At 42.4% G+C, this 20,604-nt stretch carries 19 protein-coding genes; 10 read left to right on the top strand and 9 right to left on the bottom strand.

Annotated features, from left to right (window positions below):
- Positions 1 to 149: 149 nt before the first annotated feature.
- The gene (locus D3222_RS07765) at positions 150 to 1,451 is read right to left on the bottom strand and encodes an anaerobic C4-dicarboxylate transporter (protein ID WP_118985649.1); all 1,302 of its coding nucleotides are present in this window, start codon (positions 1,449 to 1,451) and stop codon (positions 150 to 152) included.
- Between the two features lie 140 nt (positions 1,452 to 1,591).
- A complete protein-coding gene (gene aspA / locus D3222_RS07760) occupies positions 1,592 to 3,016 on the bottom strand; it encodes an aspartate ammonia-lyase (RefSeq protein WP_118985648.1) in 1,425 nt (474 codons plus the stop codon).
- Positions 3,017 to 3,393: 377 nt separating this feature from the next.
- Here aspA and D3222_RS07755 point away from each other — a divergent pair, with 377 nt between their 5' ends.
- The 5 genes from D3222_RS07755 (at position 3,394) to D3222_RS07735 (ending at position 8,828) form a co-directional block, all read left to right on the top strand.
- The gene (locus tag D3222_RS07755) at positions 3,394 to 3,882 is read left to right on the top strand and encodes an FxsA family protein (RefSeq protein WP_118985647.1); all 489 of its coding nucleotides are present in this window, start codon (positions 3,394 to 3,396) and stop codon (positions 3,880 to 3,882) included.
- A gap of 197 nt (positions 3,883 to 4,079) precedes the next feature.
- Positions 4,080 to 4,373: a co-chaperone GroES gene (locus tag D3222_RS07750; protein ID WP_036809429.1), complete on the top strand. Its 294-nt coding sequence runs from the start codon at positions 4,080 to 4,082 to the stop codon at positions 4,371 to 4,373.
- A gap of 49 nt (positions 4,374 to 4,422) precedes the next feature.
- Entirely contained in the window at positions 4,423 to 6,069 is a 1,647-nt protein-coding gene (gene groL / locus D3222_RS07745; protein WP_118985646.1) for a chaperonin GroEL, read from the top strand.
- A gap of 680 nt (positions 6,070 to 6,749) precedes the next feature.
- Positions 6,750 to 7,631, top strand: coding sequence for a LysR family transcriptional regulator (locus D3222_RS07740; RefSeq protein WP_232832441.1), 882 nt, complete (start codon positions 6,750 to 6,752; stop codon positions 7,629 to 7,631).
- A gap of 855 nt (positions 7,632 to 8,486) precedes the next feature.
- Positions 8,487 to 8,828, top strand: a complete 342-nt coding sequence (locus D3222_RS07735) for a DUF4156 domain-containing protein (RefSeq protein ID WP_157975304.1) — start codon at positions 8,487 to 8,489, stop codon at positions 8,826 to 8,828.
- A 62-nt stretch (positions 8,829 to 8,890) separates the two neighbouring features.
- On the opposite strand, the gene epmB is transcribed toward D3222_RS07735, so the two are convergent.
- On the bottom strand, positions 8,891 to 9,919 hold the full coding sequence (gene epmB, locus D3222_RS07730; RefSeq protein WP_118985643.1) for an EF-P beta-lysylation protein EpmB: 1,029 nt from the start codon (positions 9,917 to 9,919) through the stop codon (positions 8,891 to 8,893).
- A gap of 39 nt (positions 9,920 to 9,958) precedes the next feature.
- Between epmB and efp the strand changes: the two genes are divergently transcribed.
- Both efp and sugE read left to right on the top strand, forming a co-directional pair.
- A complete protein-coding gene (efp, locus tag D3222_RS07725) occupies positions 9,959 to 10,525 on the top strand; it encodes an elongation factor P (protein ID WP_118985642.1) in 567 nt (188 codons plus the stop codon).
- 199 nt (positions 10,526 to 10,724) lie between these two features.
- On the top strand, positions 10,725 to 11,039 hold the full coding sequence (sugE, locus tag D3222_RS07720) for a quaternary ammonium compound efflux SMR transporter SugE (protein WP_118985641.1): 315 nt from the start codon (positions 10,725 to 10,727) through the stop codon (positions 11,037 to 11,039).
- A gap of 120 nt (positions 11,040 to 11,159) precedes the next feature.
- On the opposite strand, the gene frdD is transcribed toward sugE, so the two are convergent.
- From frdD to frdA, 4 genes are read right to left on the bottom strand one after another with little or no spacing between them, the layout of a single operon-like run.
- Positions 11,160 to 11,513, bottom strand: coding sequence for a fumarate reductase subunit FrdD (gene frdD / locus D3222_RS07715; protein WP_118985640.1), 354 nt, complete (start codon positions 11,511 to 11,513; stop codon positions 11,160 to 11,162).
- A 16-nt stretch (positions 11,514 to 11,529) separates the two neighbouring features.
- Entirely contained in the window at positions 11,530 to 11,922 is a 393-nt protein-coding gene (gene frdC, locus D3222_RS07710; RefSeq protein ID WP_118985639.1) for a fumarate reductase subunit FrdC, read from the bottom strand.
- A gap of 16 nt (positions 11,923 to 11,938) precedes the next feature.
- A complete protein-coding gene (locus D3222_RS07705; protein ID WP_118985638.1) occupies positions 11,939 to 12,673 on the bottom strand; it encodes a succinate dehydrogenase/fumarate reductase iron-sulfur subunit in 735 nt (244 codons plus the stop codon).
- The gene (gene frdA / locus D3222_RS07700; protein ID WP_118985637.1) at positions 12,666 to 14,462 is read right to left on the bottom strand and encodes a fumarate reductase (quinol) flavoprotein subunit; all 1,797 of its coding nucleotides are present in this window, start codon (positions 14,460 to 14,462) and stop codon (positions 12,666 to 12,668) included. The genes D3222_RS07705 and frdA overlap by 8 nt, the downstream gene beginning before the upstream one ends.
- 678 nt (positions 14,463 to 15,140) lie before the next feature.
- On the opposite strand from frdA, the gene D3222_RS07695 reads away from it, so the two are divergent.
- The 3 genes from D3222_RS07695 to epmA all read left to right on the top strand — a co-directional run bounded on the left by D3222_RS07695 (position 15,141) and on the right by epmA (position 17,689).
- Positions 15,141 to 15,554, top strand: coding sequence for a fascin domain-containing protein (locus D3222_RS07695; protein ID WP_118985636.1), 414 nt, complete (start codon positions 15,141 to 15,143; stop codon positions 15,552 to 15,554).
- 603 nt (positions 15,555 to 16,157) lie between these two features.
- Positions 16,158 to 16,571, top strand: a complete 414-nt coding sequence (locus D3222_RS07690) for a fascin domain-containing protein (protein WP_118985635.1) — start codon at positions 16,158 to 16,160, stop codon at positions 16,569 to 16,571.
- A 140-nt stretch (positions 16,572 to 16,711) separates the two neighbouring features.
- Complete coding sequence (epmA, locus tag D3222_RS07685; protein WP_118985634.1) at positions 16,712 to 17,689, top strand: elongation factor P--(R)-beta-lysine ligase; 978 nt, start codon at positions 16,712 to 16,714, stop codon at positions 17,687 to 17,689.
- A gap of 52 nt (positions 17,690 to 17,741) precedes the next feature.
- On the opposite strand, the gene glpQ is transcribed toward epmA, so the two are convergent.
- The gene (gene glpQ, locus D3222_RS07680) at positions 17,742 to 18,818 is read right to left on the bottom strand and encodes a glycerophosphodiester phosphodiesterase (RefSeq protein ID WP_118985633.1); all 1,077 of its coding nucleotides are present in this window, start codon (positions 18,816 to 18,818) and stop codon (positions 17,742 to 17,744) included.
- Between the two features lie 179 nt (positions 18,819 to 18,997).
- The gene (gene glpT / locus D3222_RS07675; protein WP_118985632.1) at positions 18,998 to 20,350 is read right to left on the bottom strand and encodes a glycerol-3-phosphate transporter; all 1,353 of its coding nucleotides are present in this window, start codon (positions 20,348 to 20,350) and stop codon (positions 18,998 to 19,000) included.
- Between the last annotated feature and the right edge of the window lie 254 nt (positions 20,351 to 20,604).

Here is a 20,604-nt window from a genome sequence, read left to right as displayed (position 1 = left end):
AGCACTATAACCGAAGGCAGCCAGACCAGAAAGTGTTCTGGTCAAGATTAAAACAGTCATCGAAGGTTTTCAGAGAAAATATATCGTTTAGGAGAGAGTATGCAGGGGCGGTATACGCCCCTATATTAAGCGGTTATTGGCAGGCAGAATTAGAGGATCATATTGCCGAATAGGAAGCCGAAGGCAACAGCTAGAGCAACCCCAATGGTGCCAGGGATAAAGAATGGATGATTAAATACGAAACGGCCGATACGGGTCGTGCCGGTGTCATCCATCTGAACCGCGGCAACCAAGGTTGGATAAGTAGGTAGAATAAACAACCCAGAAACTGCGGAGAAAGAAGCAATGGCGGTCAATGGTGTGACGTTCAGAGCCAAAGCCATCGGCATCAATGCTTTTGCGGTGGCCGCCTGAGAATAGAGTAGGGCGGAACAGAAGAAGAAAATAATCGCTAGCAACCAGGGTTGAGAGTGGATTAAGTCTCCAGCGGTGCCTTTAATCCAATCCATGTTCGCTTGTACAAAAGTATCTCCTAGCCATGCAACACCTAGAATACAGATACATGCGCTCATACCCGCTTTAAAGGTACTGGAGTTCAGAATGGCGTCAGTATCAACTGAACAGAACGTAGTCGTGATAGTTGCGACACTCAACATAATGATCAGAATGGCGTGAGTGGTGTTCATCAGGGGTTCTTCAACCAGACCGATGCTTGGGCTGTTGACGATAGCATAAATAACAACACTGATAACACCTGACAGGAATAACAGAACGGAAGCTTTAGCCTTTGGTTTAACTTCAATTTGTTTACTGCCACGCAGAGTTACTAGATTGTCTTCCAAGCGCTTTAAGTAAACGGGGTCATCAGACAACTTGGAATTAAACGTCCAGGAGATGATGAAAGACATCAGAACGATAGCGGCGAAAGTGGATGGTAATAGCACCATTAACAGATGGATATAGCTAACGCCGTGGCCTTCCATCAGAGAAGACATATAAACGACCGCTGCGGAAATTGGTGAGGCGGTGATGCCAATTTGGGCCGCTACAACTGCGGTGGAAAGTGGACGGCATGGCTTAATGCCTTGTTCTTTCGCAACTTCAGTAATAACAGGCAGTGCTGATAGAGAGATGTTACCTGTACCTGCAAACAGTGTCAGGAAATAGGTAACGATAGGTGCGAGTATCGTGATGTATTTTGGATTTTTACGCAGCAGTTTTTCAGTTTGCTGAACCAGATAATCCAGACCACCGGCAACCTGCATTGCAGAGATAGCGGCAATAACCGCCATAATGATGGAAATAACATCGAATGGGATATGCCCTGGTTTAACGCCAATTACAGCCAGCACCAGAACGCCAAGACCACCGGCAAATCCAATGCCAATTCCCCCTAATCTTGCACCCAGGAAGATGGCCAGCAGAACGATAATCAATTCTACGGCTAACATAATAGTGACTCCTTGAAATAATTAAAAATTTGAAAATTTTAGGTTAATACTTTGTGCATGTAGGGAAGTAAAAAGGCACGCTATCCAGTTGGAGTTGCGTGCCTTGTTGCTAAGAGCTATTTTTTATTATATTCAACAACTTAATCGTCAAAACGTTTTGCCTTATAAGATGGGCATTTTAGGTTCTCTACAGAGAAGATGTCATCCAATTGAGTTTCGGTCAGTAGGCCGCGTTCCAGCACGACTTCACGGACACTCTTACCAGTTTCAGCACAAATCTTACCAACGATGTCACCATTGTGGTGACCGATGAATGGGTTCAGATATGTCACGATACCGATCGAGTTGAATACGAAGCTTTCGCAAACTTCTTTGTTAGCCGTGATGCCATTAACGCATTTTTCTACCAGGTTGCGGCAAGCGTTGCTTAGCAGGGAGATAGATTCAAACATAGCCTGACCAATAGCAGGTTCCATTACATTGAGCTGTAACTGGCCTGCTTCGGATGCCATAGTAACACAAATATCGTTACCAATAACTTTGAAGCAAACCTGATTCACAACTTCTGGAATAACCGGGTTCACTTTTGCTGGCATAATAGAAGAGCCTGCCTGTAATTCTGGTAGGTTGATTTCATTCAGGCCAGCACGAGGGCCAGAAGAAAGCAAACGTAGGTCATTGCAGATTTTAGACAGTTTGACAGCCAGGCGCTTCAGAGCACCGTGGACCATAACATAAGCTCCACAGTCAGAGGTTGCTTCAATTAGATCTTCGGCTGGTATGCAAGGTAGACCTGAAACTTCAGCCAGTTTTTCAACCGCCAATTTCTGATAACCTGGCGCGGTATTCAAGCCGGTACCGATAGCAGTAGCACCAAGGTTAACTTCCAGCAGTAATTCAGAGGTTCGGTTTAGGTTTTTAACTTCTTCTTTCAGCAGGATAGAGAATGCGTTGAATTCTTGCCCCAGTGTCATAGGAACAGCATCCTGTAATTGGGTACGACCCATTTTTAGGATGTCGTTAAATTCTTTAGCTTTTTTACCGAAGCCCGCAATTAACAGTTCAATAGATTCGATCAGTTTTAGGATGGCGTTATAAACTGCGATACGGAAGCCGGTTGGGTAGGCGTCGTTAGTTGACTGGCTTTTATTCAGATGGTCATTGGGATTCAGATACTCATATTCGCCTTTTTTATGGCCTAACAGTTCCAGACCAATGTTTGCCAGAACCTCGTTGGTATTCATGTTGAGTGAAGTACCGGCACCACCCTGAAATACATCGACTGGAAACTGATCCATGCATTTGCCGGTATAGAGTACTTCGTCACATGCTTTGATGATGATATCTGCAATTTTTTTAGGAATAGTTTGCAGTTCTTTGTTAGCTAGGGCTGCGGCTTTTTTTACCATCACCATGCCACGGATAAATTCGGGTACATCATTAATGGTGTTGTTACTGATATGGAAGTTTTCAATCGCACGTAAGGTGTGAATACCATAATAGGCTTCAGCAGGGACTTCTCGTTTACCTAACAGGTCTTCTTCGATACGAATGTTGTTTGACATGAGAACCTTCTTATTAGATGACGTTTTTACTGTCTAATTATGCATTTATTAAATCATTATGTTGCCAACAGCAATAGTTATGATATGAACTCTTCATCACCAGATTGCCCGCGTGATCATATGCTGGTTAGCAATAAATGCATTGAATCTGGATCACTTTATAGTGGTATTTGTTTAGTCTGATTTGATATATGTGATATTTGTCACAATTACGAATCTAATCGGTAAAATTTTCAGAAGATTGAAAACGATAACTGTGACCCCAATTATATCTTTAATAAACTAAAAAAATGTTAATTTGGTTGTCCCTTGGATTTTGTTGATATGATTTATTCAGGATACAACCTGTTCATCCAAATCAATTGAAGGAGCACCAAGTGCGTTGGTTGCCATTTATCCTGATATTTTTGCTTGTCTATATCGAGTCAACCTTATTTGTGCGTGTTGCCTCTGAACTAGGTGTACTGTTAACCCTGTTACTGGTGCTGTTTACTTCTTGTTTCGGTATCTCTTTGGTACGCAGTCAGGGCATAAAGAATTTTATCCAGATCCAGCAGAGGCTGGTTAATGGAGAGAGCCCGGCAGCAGAAATGATAAAAAGCGTTTCCCTTTTACTGGCAGGTTTCTTGTTGCTTCTTCCCGGTTTTTTTACGGATTTCCTTGGATTGCTGCTGTTACTGCCGCCGGTTCAAAAAAAATTAGTGATGAAACTGATGCCACATATCAATTTCTATCGTCCTCATAATAGCGGTGGATTTAGACGGGATAGTAATACTTTTGAGGGGGAATATGAGCGTAAGCAGGATGATCCCTCCCGAACATTGAAAGACCATAAACCCGATGATGACGAGCATAAGCCTCATTGATAAGCGGTCATTTTCTGAATGCTCGGTTTAATCATCGGTTTTTTTCTGTGGGCAAGAAAAAAGTAAAATATTTTTTTGCCTGCCCTTGAAGTATCATAAATAAGTCCCCATTTGATTTATTATGATACTAGTTTAATGAAAGCATACTGGTATCAATCCTCTTACCTGATATGGACTTTCTTATAGGAGAGTTATCAATGAATATTCGTCCATTGCATGATCGTGTAATCGTCAAGCGTAAAGAAGTTGAATCAAAATCTGCTGGCGGTATTGTGCTGACTGGCACAGCTGCGGGTAAATCCACTCGTGGTGAAGTTCTGGCTGTGGGCAATGGCCGCATCCTTGAAAATGGTGATGTAAAAGCACTGTGTGTGAAAGTTGGAGATATCGTTATTTTTAACGATGGTTACGGTGTTAAGTCAGAGAAGATCGACAACGAAGAAGTGTTGATCATGTCTGAAAGCGACATTCTAGCAATTGTTGAAGCGTAATTGTTGCGCTTAGATCTTCTTAACTGAACGAATTTAAAGGAAAGAAACAATGGCAGCTAAAGACGTAAAATTTGGTAGCGACGCTCGCGTTAAGATGCTACGTGGTGTGAATATTCTTGCTGATGCAGTAAAAGTAACCTTGGGCCCTAAAGGCCGTAACGTTGTGCTGGATAAATCTTTCGGTGCTCCTGCAATCACTAAAGACGGTGTTTCCGTCGCTCGTGAAATTGAACTGGAAGACAAGTTCGAAAACATGGGTGCTCAGATGGTGAAAGAAGTTGCCTCTAAAGCGAATGATGCTGCGGGCGACGGTACAACGACTGCAACTGTATTGGCTCAGTCTATTGTTACTGAAGGTCTGAAAGCCGTAGCCGCTGGCATGAACCCAATGGATCTGAAACGCGGTATCGATAAAGCCGTGGTTGCAGCAGTTGCAGAATTGAAAAAGCTGTCCGTACCTTGCTCAGATTCCACCGCTATTGCTCAGGTAGGTACTATCTCCGCGAATTCCGACGAAACTGTGGGTAAATTGATCGCAGAAGCGATGGGCAAAGTTGGTAAAGAAGGTGTAATCACCGTTGAAGAAGGTACTGGCCTGGAAGACGAGCTGGATGTCGTTGAAGGTATGCAGTTTGACCGTGGTTACCTCTCTCCTTATTTCATCAACAAACCAGAAAACGGTTCTGTTGAATTAGAAAACCCATATATTCTTCTGGTAGATAAAAAAATCTCCAACATCCGTGAACTGTTGCCAGTTCTGGAAGGTGTAGCTAAGGCAAGCAAGCCTTTGCTGATTGTTGCTGAAGATGTTGAAGGTGAAGCACTGGCTACTCTGGTTGTTAACACCATGCGTGGCATCGTCAAAGTTGCCGCGGTTAAAGCGCCTGGCTTCGGTGACCGCCGTAAAGCTATGCTGCAAGATATCGCTGTCTTGACTAACGGTAATGTTATTTCTGAAGAGATCGGCTTGGAGTTGGAAAAAGCAACTCTGGAAGATTTGGGTCAAGCAAAACGTATTGTTATCAACAAAGATACCACAACTATCATTGATGGCGTTGGTGAAGAAGGTGCAATTGCAGGTCGTGTTGCTCAGATCAATCAACAGATCAAAGAGTCCACTTCTGATTATGACCGTGAAAAACTGCAAGAGCGCGTAGCTAAACTGGCTGGTGGTGTTGCTGTTATCAAAGTTGGTGCCGCAACAGAAGTTGAGATGAAAGAAAAACGTGCCCGCGTTGACGATGCTCTGCATGCAACTCGCGCAGCAGTAGAAGAAGGCGTGGTAGCGGGTGGTGGTGTTGCACTGGTTCGCGTTGCAGCTGCTATTGCTGGTCTGAAAGGCGATAACGAAGATCAAAACGTAGGTATCCGTGTTGCAATGCGCGCGATGGAAGCTCCTCTACGTCAGATCGTTGACAACTCAGGTGAAGAGCCATCTGTTATCGCAAACAACGTGAAAGCAGGTGAAGGCAACTACGGTTATAACGCAACGACTGAACAGTATGGCGATATGATCGCAATGGGTATTTTGGATCCAACCAAAGTGACCCGTTCCGCACTGCAATTTGCAGCATCTATTGCTGGTCTGATGATCACCACTGAATGTATGATCACTGATCTGCCTAAAGATGATAAAGCTGATTTAGGTGCAGCAGGTGGTATGGGTGGCATGGGCGGTATGGGCGGCATGATGTAATAGTCGCGTAGGTTGCTAGCCGAGCGGGTTACACGTCCATATTAGTCACTAACTAATGTCGTAGTGAACAGTTCCATCCCGCTAAAAATAGCATTTAAGAAAATCCGATATTCGGGCTGAGATCAGCCTGGATATCGGTCTCCGTATGGGCTCTGACTTCAGATAGGGATGAAAGCCCGTATTCCCGTAATATATGAAAAATACACGTTGAAGCGATGTTGTTCCCCATGGTGTTGCTCCCAATATTGTGATGAATTGGTACCGTGTCTATTGAGTGATAAGTCCACTAGGATAGCTGAACTGCTTTCCCGACAGCTTTGTTTTTGCTGACGTTCCGATAAACGATACAAGAGGCCGCTCTTGTTATAACGTTCTCTTTCCCTGCTTTCCTCTGTAATACCGCTGTATTCGTGATTAAAAGTTTGTACAACACTGTTTATGTTCTTGCTCCTGAACCATGTGAAGCTGCGGCTTTAACAAAGTGATTGTCCTCTTCATTAGCTTAAAAAGCGATTTAAGGTATTAAGTTATAAAAACGATTTAACATAGGGAAAATTCCTAAGAAAAAAATATCTCCTTAAGTTTAGAAAAAATGAGCTTATTAGACTAGAATTCATTTATTCATAGTACTTTGGAAAAAAATTCAAATATCTATGCACAAATTTAATCGATCCACGGAAATGGCTGTATTCGTTCAGGTAATTGAGTCGGAAGGTCTCTCCGCCGCCGCTCGTAAGCTCGACATGACGCCATCAGCAGTCAGTAAGCTTATCAATCGACTGGAGATGCGACTTGGTGTACGGCTGTTGAATAGAACGACACGTAAACTTCAGTTAACGGCTGAGGGTTCTGTTTTCTATGAACGTAGTGTCAGAATTTTGGAGGACATCATAGCCGCAGAACAAGAAGCAAATCAGGGAACCGCGCTACGTGGACGGATACGTGTGAATTGTCATGTTGCGTTTGGAAAACATTGCTTGATGCCTTTACTACCGGATTTCCTGCAACGCTACCCAGAGATCACACTCGACATCTCATTATGTGACTTGATAGTGGATTTACTTGATGATCGTAGCGATGTGGCGATTCGTACCGGCCCTCTGGACGATTCATGTCTCATGGTACGCAAGTTGGGGGCAAGTCGAATGGTTGTGGTAGGATCTCCTTCATACCTTGAAAGGATGGGGATACCCTCTATGCCTAGCGACCTAGGGCGCTACAATCGACTTGGTTTTGGTTTTACCCGTCATATGAAAGCTTGGCCTTTCATCGATTCGGAAGAGTGGGGGCAACAATTGCCTTCAGGGAACTTGCTACTTGGTGATGGAGAAACCATGCGTAAAGCCGCAATAGCAGGACTTGGCTTAGCACGATTGGCTCGTTTCCATGTGAATGCTGATATTCAGGCCGGTTTGTTGTTACCTGTCCTTGAGAACTATAATCCTGGCGATAAGGAAGAAATATATGCAGTTTTTGTCGGCCAAGGTAGGCAACTCCCATCACGGGTACGGGTATTCCTGGATTATCTGACAGAGCGTATCCACATTGGTGATGGATGGTGATAGTCGAAAAATATGATTATGATGCCACGAAAATGTTTGATGGCGCATTATCGTGGTGTCAATGGAGGTATTTCTATCCAAATGGGACTCAGTTTCTTGAATCCATGTTAAAAAAGTATCATTATTTACACAGAATAAGATTCACCTGAAATTCATATAAGTATAACCTTTTAACCCTATTAACCGGTGGAGTTTTTATGGGATATAACGTCAGATAATTGCTCAATAAAAAATTGTCGTGAGATATTGTCAACTCAAAACTGTTGTCAGAGGTTTTAATAGTATTTTTAGCGAGGTAGGTTAAGTTTAATATCATTTACAACATGGGAGTTGAATTTACCCGATAGAAAAAAACATAAATATGCCAACGGGAAATTTAATATTGCGGATAAATTTTTTTAAATTACAGGTGCTAGGTTTTGCGCTTATAGTATTTTTAGTGTTCTATTTGGTCTTCAATATAATGGATATACCTAATAGATTTCGAGTTGCAGCGCGGCGGCAAGTGAACGAATCCCCAGGAGCATAGATAAACTATGTGACTGGGGTGAGTGAAAGCAGCCAACAAAGCAGCAGCTTGAAAGATGAAGGGTATAAAAGGCTTTTTGGATAGATAATTTATGTATTGATTAATGAGTTATGTTTTTTGAAGATAAAGCATTTATCAAACTTATTCATGTTATTTATTCGATCATTTTTGTCTATTTTCTTACTGTATTCACCTTGGTATAAAATATTTTTGACCTAAACACTTTACTGAAGGATGACTTTATAAATTATTTTTTGCGATATTGGTGTACAACAAGGTATATTGATGATTAATTGTCGAATTTCCAACAATGAGTGAGGAAAAACATGCGAATTAAAGTTTTGCTCAGTGCTTCAGTATTGTTACTATTGGCAGGGTGTACAACCACTAACCAATTAACTTCTGGTGGTTCACAGGTTCGATTTGTTGATACTAAGCCCGGCAGTGAGTGTCAGTTATTAGGTGAAGTAACAGGTACTCAAAGCAATTGGATGACTGGTGTAAGTAATGAAAGCAGCTCAATGCGTGGGGCAGCCAATGATTTACGCAATAAAGCCGCAGTCATGGGGGGAAATGTGATATATGGAGTCACCAGTCCGAGTGAAAGCCTGTTATCGAGCTTTGCTCCATTGGACAGTAAGATGATTGGTCAGGTCTATAAATGCTAGTAATAGCATTCAGAATTTGAATGGTATGCCCGGCTGAAAAGTATCCGGGCATGAATTTTTTGTCACTTTTGTCTTAATCCCAAATCAAGAGGTGTCTTACTCGGCTCTCCGCCGATTTCCCTTGCCAGACGTGGTACTAAATAACCTGAAATTTTTGTCAGTAATTCCCGGATAAGCCTCTTGGCTTCTTCATCGCTGATCGCAAAATGAGCGGCTCCTTGTACTTTATCCAGCACGTGAATGTAATAAGGTAGAATACCTGCATCAAACAGAGCGTTGCTCAAATCAGCCAGAGTATCAGGATGATTATTGATACCGCGTAACAGCACACTTTGATTTAGTAACGTAATACCTGCTTGTTTCAGCAACATCATACTGTTCCGTAAGGATTGGTCGATCTCATTAGCGTGATTGATATGTGTCACCATGATTACCTGTAATCTCGATTGTGCCAGTCGATCGCAAAGCGTTGTTGTGATCCGGGCAGGAATAACCACAGGCAGACGAGTGTGAATACGTAGTCGTTTGATATGGGAAATCTTTTCCAGATTGCTGATTAACCAGTCAAGTTCGTGATCTTTTGCCATTAAAGGATCGCCACCAGAGAAGATAATCTCATCAAGTTCAGGATGTTGCTGAATGTAATCTAACGCTTGTTGCCAATTGCGTTTATTACCTTTGTTATCTTCGTATGGGAAATGACGTCGGAAGCAATAACGGCAGTTAACCGCACATCCTCCTTTAACTAGCAACAGTGCGCGATTACGGTATTTATGTAATAGACCGGGGACAGCACTGCGTTGTTCATCCAGAGGGTCGGTGGAAAAACCCGGCGTAAGCGTGAATTCCTCTGGTGTCGTTATAACTTGAAGTAATAACGGATCATCAGGATCGTTTGCCTGCATACGGGCAGCGAAAGCTCTAGGTACCCGTAATGGAAACAGGCGACGTGCATCGCTACCTTTACTCAATGTCGGGTGTTTATCTAAAGATAATAATTGTAATAATTCATCAGGATCGGTAATAACATCTGTCAGTTGTTTCAACCAGTCTTCTCTGATGATGATCTTTGGGGTTATAATATGCGCCATTTTTTGGCTAAGCCATTTTGTTTAAATTAGAGGGTCTCCATGGCTACTTATAGTACCAACGAATTCCGTTCAGGTCTTAAAATCATGTTAGATGGCGAGCCATGCTCTGTTATTGAGAGTGAATTTGTTAAGCCAGGCAAAGGCCAGGCGTTTGCCCGTACTCGTATTCGTAAGCTGATTTCTGGCAAACTACTAGAAAAAACGTTCAAGTCTACTGACTCTGTAGATGCCGCAGACGTAATGGATATGAACCTGACTTACCTGTATAACGATGGTGAGTTTTGGCACTTTATGAATAACGAAACCTTCGAACAGTTAGCGGCTGATGAAAAAGCAGTTGGCGATAATGCGAAATGGTTAGTGGAACAAGCTGAATGTATCCTGACGTTGTGGAATGGTCAGCCTATTTCTGTAACTCCCCCAAACTTTGTTGAACTAGAAATCACTGATACTGATCCAGGTCTGAAAGGTGATACCGCAGGGACGGGTGGTAAACCAGCAACCTTGAGTACTGGTGCTGTAGTTAAAGTGCCTCTGTTCGTTCAAATCGGTGAAGTGATTAAAGTGGATACCCGTTCTGGTGAATACGTTTCTCGCGTAAAATAATTACCGACTGTATTCGATGAAAGCCGCAGTTCTGGAAGCAGACTGTGGTTTTTCTTCTGAACACATAATGCTGTGTTATTGATACTGCAACTTTTCGCGATTATAATTTGCCTCTATTTCTTTCTAATGGTTATCCGGGACGACTTGGATATACTGCCGTTTTCTGGGGACGACCTCTCAATTATTATGGGGCTTTGATATGTCCTGGTTTATTCTTGTTATTGCTGGTTTATTCGAAGTCGTCTGGGCGATTGGCCTGAAATATACTCATGGTTTTACCCGGTTGATACCGAGCCTTATTACAGCTGGTGCTGTAGCGCTCAGTATGGGGTTGCTTGCTTATGCAATGAAAGGCTTACCAATAGGTACAGCTTATGCGGTGTGGACTGGAATAGGTGCAGTGGGTACTGCTATTTTTGGCATTATAGTGTTCGGTGAATCTGCGAGTTTTGCCAGGATTCTAAGTTTTGCTCTGATTATCGCCGGTATTATCGGGCTGAAATTGTCCAGTTAATATTGAACTGCACTCCAAAAGTTTCGCATTTTGGCAGTGCAGCTTCTACACGTTTCATGTATTTACGCACATAAATCTTTACGCTGAGAGTATTTATAACTTCGGCTCGTTGCTATTCGATTACAGAGTAAAAACGCCGATGATAGCGACAATACTCAGAATTGCTGCCAGGCCGTAGAAAATCCATTTACTCGCAGGGATATGAATTTTCAGGTCATGCATACCGTGGTGGATACGGTGTGCACCGCACCATAGCGGTAGAATAATCATGAGTAATAGGAACGCACGACCAATAAGGCTCTGACAGAAAGCCAGAATTCGCTCGTAACTTAACGCTTCCGGTGCTACTCCCAATGGTAAAAGGATGGCTACCAGTAAAATAATGGCTGGAGCCACAATTGCGCCCCACATACCACCGGCACCAAATAATCCCCAAAAAATCGGTTCATCGGAACGTTTAGGTATTTGATTCATTAGATCCTCCTTGAAGTTAAAGTAAGGCTATACCTAAGATAATCGTGGTGACGATAATAGTGACGGCACATAGCAGTTTGATTACTGGCTCAGGTCCCATCTTTTCGCTTTTTATCACTACGTTAGCTGCCTTCGGCGCCAGCTCGAACCAGGTTTTAGTATGCAGCAGAGCACCTAGCAGAGTGGTGATATTAATCAGCAGGATGACGGGATTTTGTAGGAACGTGACAAATTCATCCCAGCTTTGGGTGCCACCTTTTAGAGCGAATAGACCGTATATCAGCAAGATACTGAACCACATAGTCGTAACTGCGGTACTTTCGCGCAGAATATAGAAGCGGTAAAAGCCCAGTTTCTGCCACCAGTTGGGAGCCATGCTGCGGATATAAGGTTTGCGTTTAGTCGTCATTACTTTCTTTCTCCCCTTATTGTGGTTTTAGCATGGCGATCATGAAGTCTTTCGCGCTTTCGATCTTGCCTTGTTGGATAGCCGCTGCTGGATCGACATGTTTCGGACAGACCTCAGAACAGTAACCAACGAATGTACAGCTCCATACCCCATTCTGGCTATTAAGTTGGGGCATACGTTTCTTCTTACCGTGGTCGCGGTTGTCGAGGTTGTAACGGTGAGCCAGCGTGATCGCGGCCGGGCCGATAAATTCAGGGTTCAGACCAAACTGAGGGCAAGCGGCATAACATAAGCCACAGTTGATACAGCCGGAAAATTGATGATATTTTGCCATCTGTGCTGGAGTTTGAATATTTGGACCTTCAGAAGGTCTACGGTCATTCCCGATGATGTATGGTTTGATAGCTTCCAGGTTTTCAATGAAGTGGGTCATATCTATTATCAGGTCACGTTCAATGGGGAAGTTAGCCAGCGCTTCAACTTTCATTCCTTGAGGATAATCACGCAGGAAGGTTTTACAGGCCAGTTTGGGCACGCGGTTAACCATCATGCCGCAAGAGCCACAGATAGCCATACGGCAAGACCAGCGGTAAGAGAGATCGGGAGCGAGATTGTCTTTAATGTAACCTAGGGCATCAAGTAGAGAAGTCTGCTCATCATAAGGAATCTCATAGGTTGCAAAATGGGGTTTATGGTCACTTTCCGGGTTATAGCGCATGACCTCCATTCTCAGGGTGTTCATATCAACCATTCTCCTGCTCCTTATCCTTTTTCTCTTGTGCCGCGGCTTCACCGCCGTATACACGTTTTGCGGGTGTGGATTTGGTGATTTTTACATCGCTGTATTCCAGGTGAGGGACACCTCCAGGCTTATAGAAAGCAAGCGTATGTTTTAGGAAATTTTCATCGTCACGTTCGGTACACTCTTGATCTAAACGTTGATGAGCGCCACGGGACTCTTGACGGTTTATTGCGGAGTGAATCATACATTCAGCCACATCCAGGCTAAAGCCTAGCTCAATGGTGTACAGTAGATCAGTATTGAACACATTGGTGTTATCAGTGATCTTCACCCGTTTAAAGCGATCTTTTAGTTCAGTGATCTTATCGATCGTTTTTAGCATGAGTTCAGGAGTACGATAGATACCGCAGCCTTCTTCCATTGAGATACCCATTTCATCACGGATTTTTGACCAACTTTCCGCCCCTTCCTGTTTCAGTAAGTTGTTCAAACGTGCGACTACATCACGTGCTTGGGCATCCAATGCGCGGTCATTAACAGGTTTGGTTTGTTGAACATGTTTTACTGCTTCTTCACCAGCCAGACGGCCAAAGACCACCAATTCAGCCAGAGAATTGGAACCAAGGCGGTTTGCACCATGCAGGCCAACAGAAGAACATTCACCAACAGCGAACAGCCCTTTAATACGGGTTTCACATTTCTGGTCAGTTTCGATACCGCCCATAGTGTAATGTGCGGTAGGTCGGACCGGAATGGGCTCTTTAACGGGATCAACACCGGCATACGCTTTTGCCAGTTCACAGATGAAGGGTAGGCGTTCAAGTAATTTCTTCTCTCCCAAATGGCGTAGATCCAGATAAACCACATCGCCACGCGGAGTTGAAAGAGTACGACCGGCCCGCCATTCATGCCAGAAAGCCTGAGAGACTTTGTCACGGGGACCCAGTTCCATATATTTGTTTTCAGGTTTGCCTAATGGAGTCTCAGGGCCGAGGCCATAATCTTGTAAATAGCGGTAGCCATCTTTGTTGACCAGAATTCCGCCTTCACCACGACAACCTTCTGTCATTAGGATACCGGAACCTGGCAGGCCGGTTGGATGATATTGAACAAATTCCATATCACGCAGTGGTACGCCGTGACGGAATGCCATGCCCATACCATCACCGGTCACGATACCGCCGTTGGTATTGTAACGGTATACACGGCCTGCGCCACCGGTTGCCATAATAACGGCATTAGCCCTAATCTGAATTTTGGTGCCTTCCATCATATTTAGTGCAACCAAGCCGCGTGCTTGTCCTTCATCCACCAGAATATCGAGGACAAAATGCTCATCAAAGCGTTGAATTTGAGGATACTTAAAAGAGGTTTGGAATAGCGTATGTAACATGTGGAAGCCAGTTTTATCCGCAGCGAACCAGGTACGCTCTATCTTCATACCACCGAAACGACGCACATTGACGGAACCATCTTCTTTACGGCTCCACGGACAGCCCCACTGTTCTAGTTGGATCATTTCTGTCGGGCAATGTTCGACGAAATATTCAACAACATCTTGCTCGCATAACCAGTCACCACCGGATACTGTGTCGTTGAAATGGAAGTCATAGGAGTCGTGAGCTTGGGTGACGGCTGCTGATCCACCTTCTGCTGCCACTGTGTGACTACGCATTGGGTAAACTTTTGAGATCAGAGCAATCTTCATTTGAGGATTAGCTTCAGCGGCGGTAATTGCGGCACGTAGACCAGCGCCTCCGGCTCCGATAATAGCGAGATCGGCATTAAAGATTTGCACTGTGCTTCTCCATTGTTTAAGTGAAATTAATTAGTCAGCAAAATCGTCGTAACTTTCCTACCATGTTGTTGTTATTGTTTCTTATATAGCAAAATTCTGTAGGTAAAATTCGGTGGTTAATGGGTAACTATTTATTACTTTCTGTATGAAATTAAGTATAACGAATTGCAAATAAAGGAAATTTGATATGAAAGGGTATTTTGTTGGATTTGCTCACTAAAACTTGATCTGAGTCAAGAATTAGTTACTTTATTAGGCATTGATCGATAGCGTTATTATCTAAGGAGAATAGGAGAGCTCATAATGGAACTGAGCATCAAGGCTATACAATGTGAATTTGATTTTTCTGTTGTTTTTTGCTGATGTCAGAAATTACTTAAATGCAATAGGATTTGGGGATTTTATTTTTATAATATTGCAATTAATAATTTCAAATGAATTTTTATTTATAGTTTATGGTTTTATAATTTAAATGTGAAAGTTATTTATGTTTAATGAATGTTATAATTAAGTCTTAAATGGTTATATTGTTCAAAATAAATACTAAAATATATTTTGGTATTTAATAATCGTATTAGTTGTATATATTCATTGAAAAGATTTTATGTTTACAGGAATAGTAAAATGAGGTGTTTAAATTAATGCGCTATAAATAATATATTTAAATAGGAGAATATTATGGGATTATCAAGTAGTCCTATTGCATTACAGGCAGATAATGGATGCTATTTAAGCCGAATTGATCGAGGAGGAGGGCTTGATTTTATTGAAGCTAATAAATCTATTATTGATATTTATACAAAATATTCCGCAACACAATTGAGTTACAATAAAATAGCACTTCGTGCAAGCAATGGCCTTTATTTAAGTCGGGTCTCTCTGGCGGGTGGCGATTATATTGCGGCGACAAAATCAGATGTTGATATTTATTCTAATTTTACTTTAGAATATATCGACGATAATGTAATAGCTTTGTGTGCAGATAATGGTAAATATCTGAGTCGGATCAATGCAGGTGGTATTTTTAACTATATTAGACCGGATAAGTACGATTTAGATTTGTATTGCCAGTTTAAAGTTATAAAATTGTAATTGGATAATGGATGATTTTTGTTTATATACCTAATAGATTTCGAGTTGCAGCGAGGCGGCAAGTGAACGAATCCCCAGGAGCATAGATAACTATGTGACTGGGGTGAGTGAAAGCAGCCAACAAAGCAGCAGCTTGAAAGATGAAGGGTATAGAGTATTGTGGTGGTCAAGTAAAACTGACCACTATTATTTTAATAATAAAACAATAGAGTTAGTCACTTAATACACCGGATAAGATATTAATTATATTTCATAATGATTTGATTATTAATGTATTGGTAATATTATAATTATCGTTTTAAATTATTTTTCAATTTTCTGATAATATCTTACTTTTAATTTAAATATGACAATTGCTTCTGGTTGTTTAATAATTATATACCTTATGGATTTCAAGATGTATCGCGGCGGCAAGTGAACGAATCCCCAGGAGCATAGATAACGATGTGACTGGGGTGAGTGAAAGCAGCCAACAAAGCAGCAGCTTGAAAGATGAAGGGTATATATTCAATAAGGGAGTTTTATTTCTATGATCATAGAAAGTTGATATGAGGTTTAGATGGTATTCTCTAAGTAATTAATTATATTTAAACGGAGGGTATGATGGCATTATCAGAGCACACTATCGCATTGATGGCAGATAATGGACTTTATTTGAGTCGATTCAGTCAAGGAAAGGTTAATTACATCCAGGCTGGAAGATATACACTTGGTACTTCTTCACGGTATGTAGTGACGCTATTTAATGCTTATACGATGGCACTTCGGGCAGACAATGGGCTCTATTTGAGTCGAGTTGAACGGCCTGGTGGTAATTATATTGAAGCTGCAAAATTGAATATTGATGCTTCTTCTACGTTTACTGTAGAAGATGTTGACGATAATGTAATAGCGCTAAAGGCAGATAATGGAAAATATCTGACTAGGCTTAGCATAAAAGGTATTAATTATATTAAACCTGATAAAACCAATATGGACGGATTTTGCCACTTTAAATTGATAACTCTGTTAGAGTAAATAGTGGTTTTGTTTGGTATTGGCTTTGTTGTGTCAGGCAAAATCGATCACTATTTTATTGTTTATCTGACGGTAATAATTTGTCTGATATGTGTGATGCAGGTAGACTGCACGTTTGGTTTTATTTTGGAGTCATTTACATGAGCGAAACAGCAAACTGGCAGCCAAGCGCACCTATCGCCAACTTGTTGAAACGAGCGACTATTTTAGCAGAAATACGGCGCTTTTTCGCAGATCGTGGGGTATTGGAAGTTGAAACGCCTGCGATGGGTCAGTTTACAGTGACTGATATTCAATTGTTTCCTTTTCAGACGGAGTTTGTTGGTCCAGGTGCTGCGGATGGTATGACTCTTTATCTGATGACAAGCCCGGAATATCACATGAAGCGCCTGCTGGCGGCAGGAAGCGGCCCTATTTATCAGCTCGGTCGCTGCTTCCGTAATGAAGAGGCGGGGCGTTATCATAATCCTGAATTTACCATGCTGGAATGGTATCGGCCTCACTACGATATGTATCGTCTGATGAATGAAGTTGATGACTTACTTCAACAGATCCTTGACTGTGAAAATGCAGAATCACTCTCTTATCAACAGGCTTTCCTGCGTTATTTGGATATTGACCCGCTATCAGCAGAGAAAGAAAAGTTGCGTGAAGTCGCCGCCAAATTGGATCTGAGTAATATTGCTGATGTAGAAGAAGATCGAGATACTTTATTGCAACTTTTGTTTGCTGTTGGTGTTGAACCGCATATCGGTACTGAAAAGCCAACTTTTATCTATCATTTTCCGGCTTCTCAGGCTTCTCTGGCGGAAATCAGTAAAGAAGATCATCGGGTGGCAGAGCGTTTTGAAGTCTATTTTAAAGGCGTTGAATTGGCAAATGGCTTCCGTGAGCTAACTGATAGTCATGAGCAGCGTCAGCGTTTTGAACAGGATAACCGTAAACGCGCAGAGTTAGTTTTACCTGTTCGACCGATTGATGAAAATTTGGTTGGCGCCCTGAAACAAGGGATGCCGGAGTGTGCAGGTGTGGCGCTTGGTGTCGATCGTTTGGTGATGTTGGCTTTGGGGGCTGAAAAGCTCAGTGATGTTATGGCCTTTTCGATAAGTAAGGCGTAATTGTTAAGCAACAGGAACAGGGCACTAGATTAAAAGTCGCCCTGTTTGCATCTTATTTATGTTGATGCTGTTTTTGTAGGAATTTCACGCCTAAGTCAGGGAAATCGGTGAATACACCGTCTACATCCGCTTGGTTATAAATAATATCGAAAAGTTGATCGCCGCTGGTGACGTATTTAGGCAGTTGATCAACTCGAATCGAATATGGATGGACTTCCAGATTATTGGTGTGAGCTTCTTTTACCAGACTAGTTAACTTAATATTGGTTGGTGTGGAATACTCCGCCACGATCATATGGTAATCAGGGCCGATGCCATCAGCGTATTGTGCTACTTCTCTCATAGCACCTGGCTTGAACATCCAGTCATAGCTGTAATTTGTCCATTTACCGTCTGATTGTTTTTCATAAGTTTCATTCCAGTCGGTGTAAGCGATAAGTTGAACCAGTTTCAGATCCATGCCTAGCTTGGGTTCCAGTTCGTTTTTGATGCGTTTGAGTTCGTTGGTATCAAAACATTGCAGGTAAACTTTGTCGCTTTTCTTGGTGTAACCATACGCTTTCAGCACGGTTAGCACTTTAGTAGAAATATCTTTTCCTTCCTTCTGGTGGAACCACGGTGCTTTGATTTCAGGGTAAATACCGATATTTTTGCCGGTAGATTTGTTCAATCCCTGAACAAATTCAATTTCTTCCTGAAAAGTGTGGATTCGGAAATCAGATTTCCATATCGGGAAACGATTGACGTAGTTCTGTACCTGCTGATTATTTTTAATATCGAAGCCTTCCGTGAATTTTAATGACTTGATTTCGGATAAGGTAAAGTCGATAGCATAGTAGCGTCCATCTTGACGAGCACGGCCAGGGAATTTATTGGCAACGTCAGTGACACGATCAAGGTAATGGTCATGTAAGACTATCAGTTCATCATCTTTAGTCATGACCAGATCTTGTTCCAGATAGTCAGCACCTTCGGCATAAGCCATGGCTTTAGCCGGTAGAGTATGTTCAGGCAGATATCCACTCGCGCCTCGATGGGCGATAACAATCTTATCTGCCGCTTGAGTGATGCCTGACATCGATGAAGTTAAAATAATACCCATTATCATTGTCTTGATTGGAGCTTGCATGTGTGTTTCTCCGTTTTAGCGATGAGATAAAATTTATCTCATTAAACTGTGTGTTTGGCTGTGTTAATAACACTGACTGACATAATCTCTTAACTTAGATACTGAAAAAAGCCGCAGCATATATAATGCTGTGGCTTAATTAATATTATCAGTGATATGTCACAGTTTAATGACAGAGGTTAGCCATGTTGTTGGGCGATTTCTTGTTTATGTTTTTTTTCGGTAATCGTAACGATTAGCAATAGAATAACGGACAAAATACTACCACCAATCATCACCATAAAGCCGCTATCCCAACCGAAAAATTCAACGGTGTAGCCGATGATGGCACTTGCAGCAACAGAGCCACCTAAGTAACCAAATAAGCCAGTGAAGCCAGCGGCTGTACCAGCGGCTTTCTTTGGCGCCAGCTCAAGGGCATGTAGACCAGTTAGCATCACTGGGCCGTAGATAAGGAAGCCAATAATCAACATGCAAGCCATATCTACAGTAGGGTTACCTGCTGGGTTCAACCAGAATACGATAGTTGCGATAGTCACCAGCGTCATAAAGAACACACCGGTTGCACCACGGTTACCTCTAAATACTTTGTCTGACATCCAACCACAGAGTAGCGTGCCTGGAATACCGGCATATTCGTACAGGAAATAAGCCCATGAAGATTTATCTAGTGCGAAATGCTTGGCTTCACGCAGATAGGTTGGTGACCAGTCGAGAATACCGTAACGCAGCAGATAAACAAATACGTTAGCCATAGCAACCATCCACAGTAGCTTGTTCGGTAATACATACTGCATGAAAATCTGTTTAGCTGTTAACTCTTTTTCATTTTTCTCTGTATAATCAGAAGGATAGTCGTTTTTATACTCTTCTATTGGTGGCAAGCCACAGGATTGTGGTGTGTCACGTATTAAGGCAAACACAATCAATGCAAGGAGAATGGCGGCGAAAGCCGGCATGTAAAGCGCGGCTTTCCAATCATTGAACCACGCCATGCCTAACAGGAATAGCAATGGTGGTAAGCCACCACCAACATTATGTGAGCAGTTCCAGATAGAAACGATACCGCCACGTTCTTTCTGTGACCACCAGTGCACCATAGTACGACCACAAGGAGGCCAACCCATACCCTGGAACCAACCACATAAGAACAGCAGTACGAACATGATAGTGATACTGGAAGTTGCCCAGGGTACGAAACCCATAAACAGCATAACAAGAGCCGCGAGGATCAGACCCGCTGGTAAGAAGACTCGTGGGTTAGAACGGTCGGATACGGAGCCCATGATGAATTTGGAGAAGCCGTATGCGATAGAGATCCCTGATAGTGCGAAACCGAGCTCACCTTTGGAAAAACCTTGCTCAACCAGATAAGGCATTGCAAGTGTGAAGTTTTTCCTTACCAGATAGTAAGCTGCATAACCAAAGAAGATCCCTATAAAAATTTGCCAGCGTAAGCGACGATAGACTGGATCTATCTGTTCTGTTGACAGTCGGGACCTATGAGGTGCCGGCTTGAAAATACTTAACATATTTTGCCTCCGATGGCATTTTTGGTTATATAAACAGCTTGCCGGTTGACTGGTGACACCGGATGGGAAAATGAAAGGTTTTGTAAGTGGTTATTTTCCATAACGAAAATTATGATAGTCGAAATCACTCAACCTATCTGTGAAACAACACTCAGTTGTTAAAGTTGTTTTGCCCTGGCGGTAATTCTGAGTGATTTGTTAGCTTTTTAAAATGTGATTTACCAATGAAATTGTGACCATTGTCACAATAACGA

This window comes from Photorhabdus sp. CRCIA-P01 (genome assembly GCF_003545805.1).
In the GTDB taxonomy this organism is placed as follows: Bacteria; Pseudomonadota; Gammaproteobacteria; order Enterobacterales; family Enterobacteriaceae; genus Photorhabdus; species Photorhabdus antumapuensis.
Note: the sequence above shows the minus strand (reverse complement) of the source record. Positions and strands in the feature narration are given on the sequence as shown.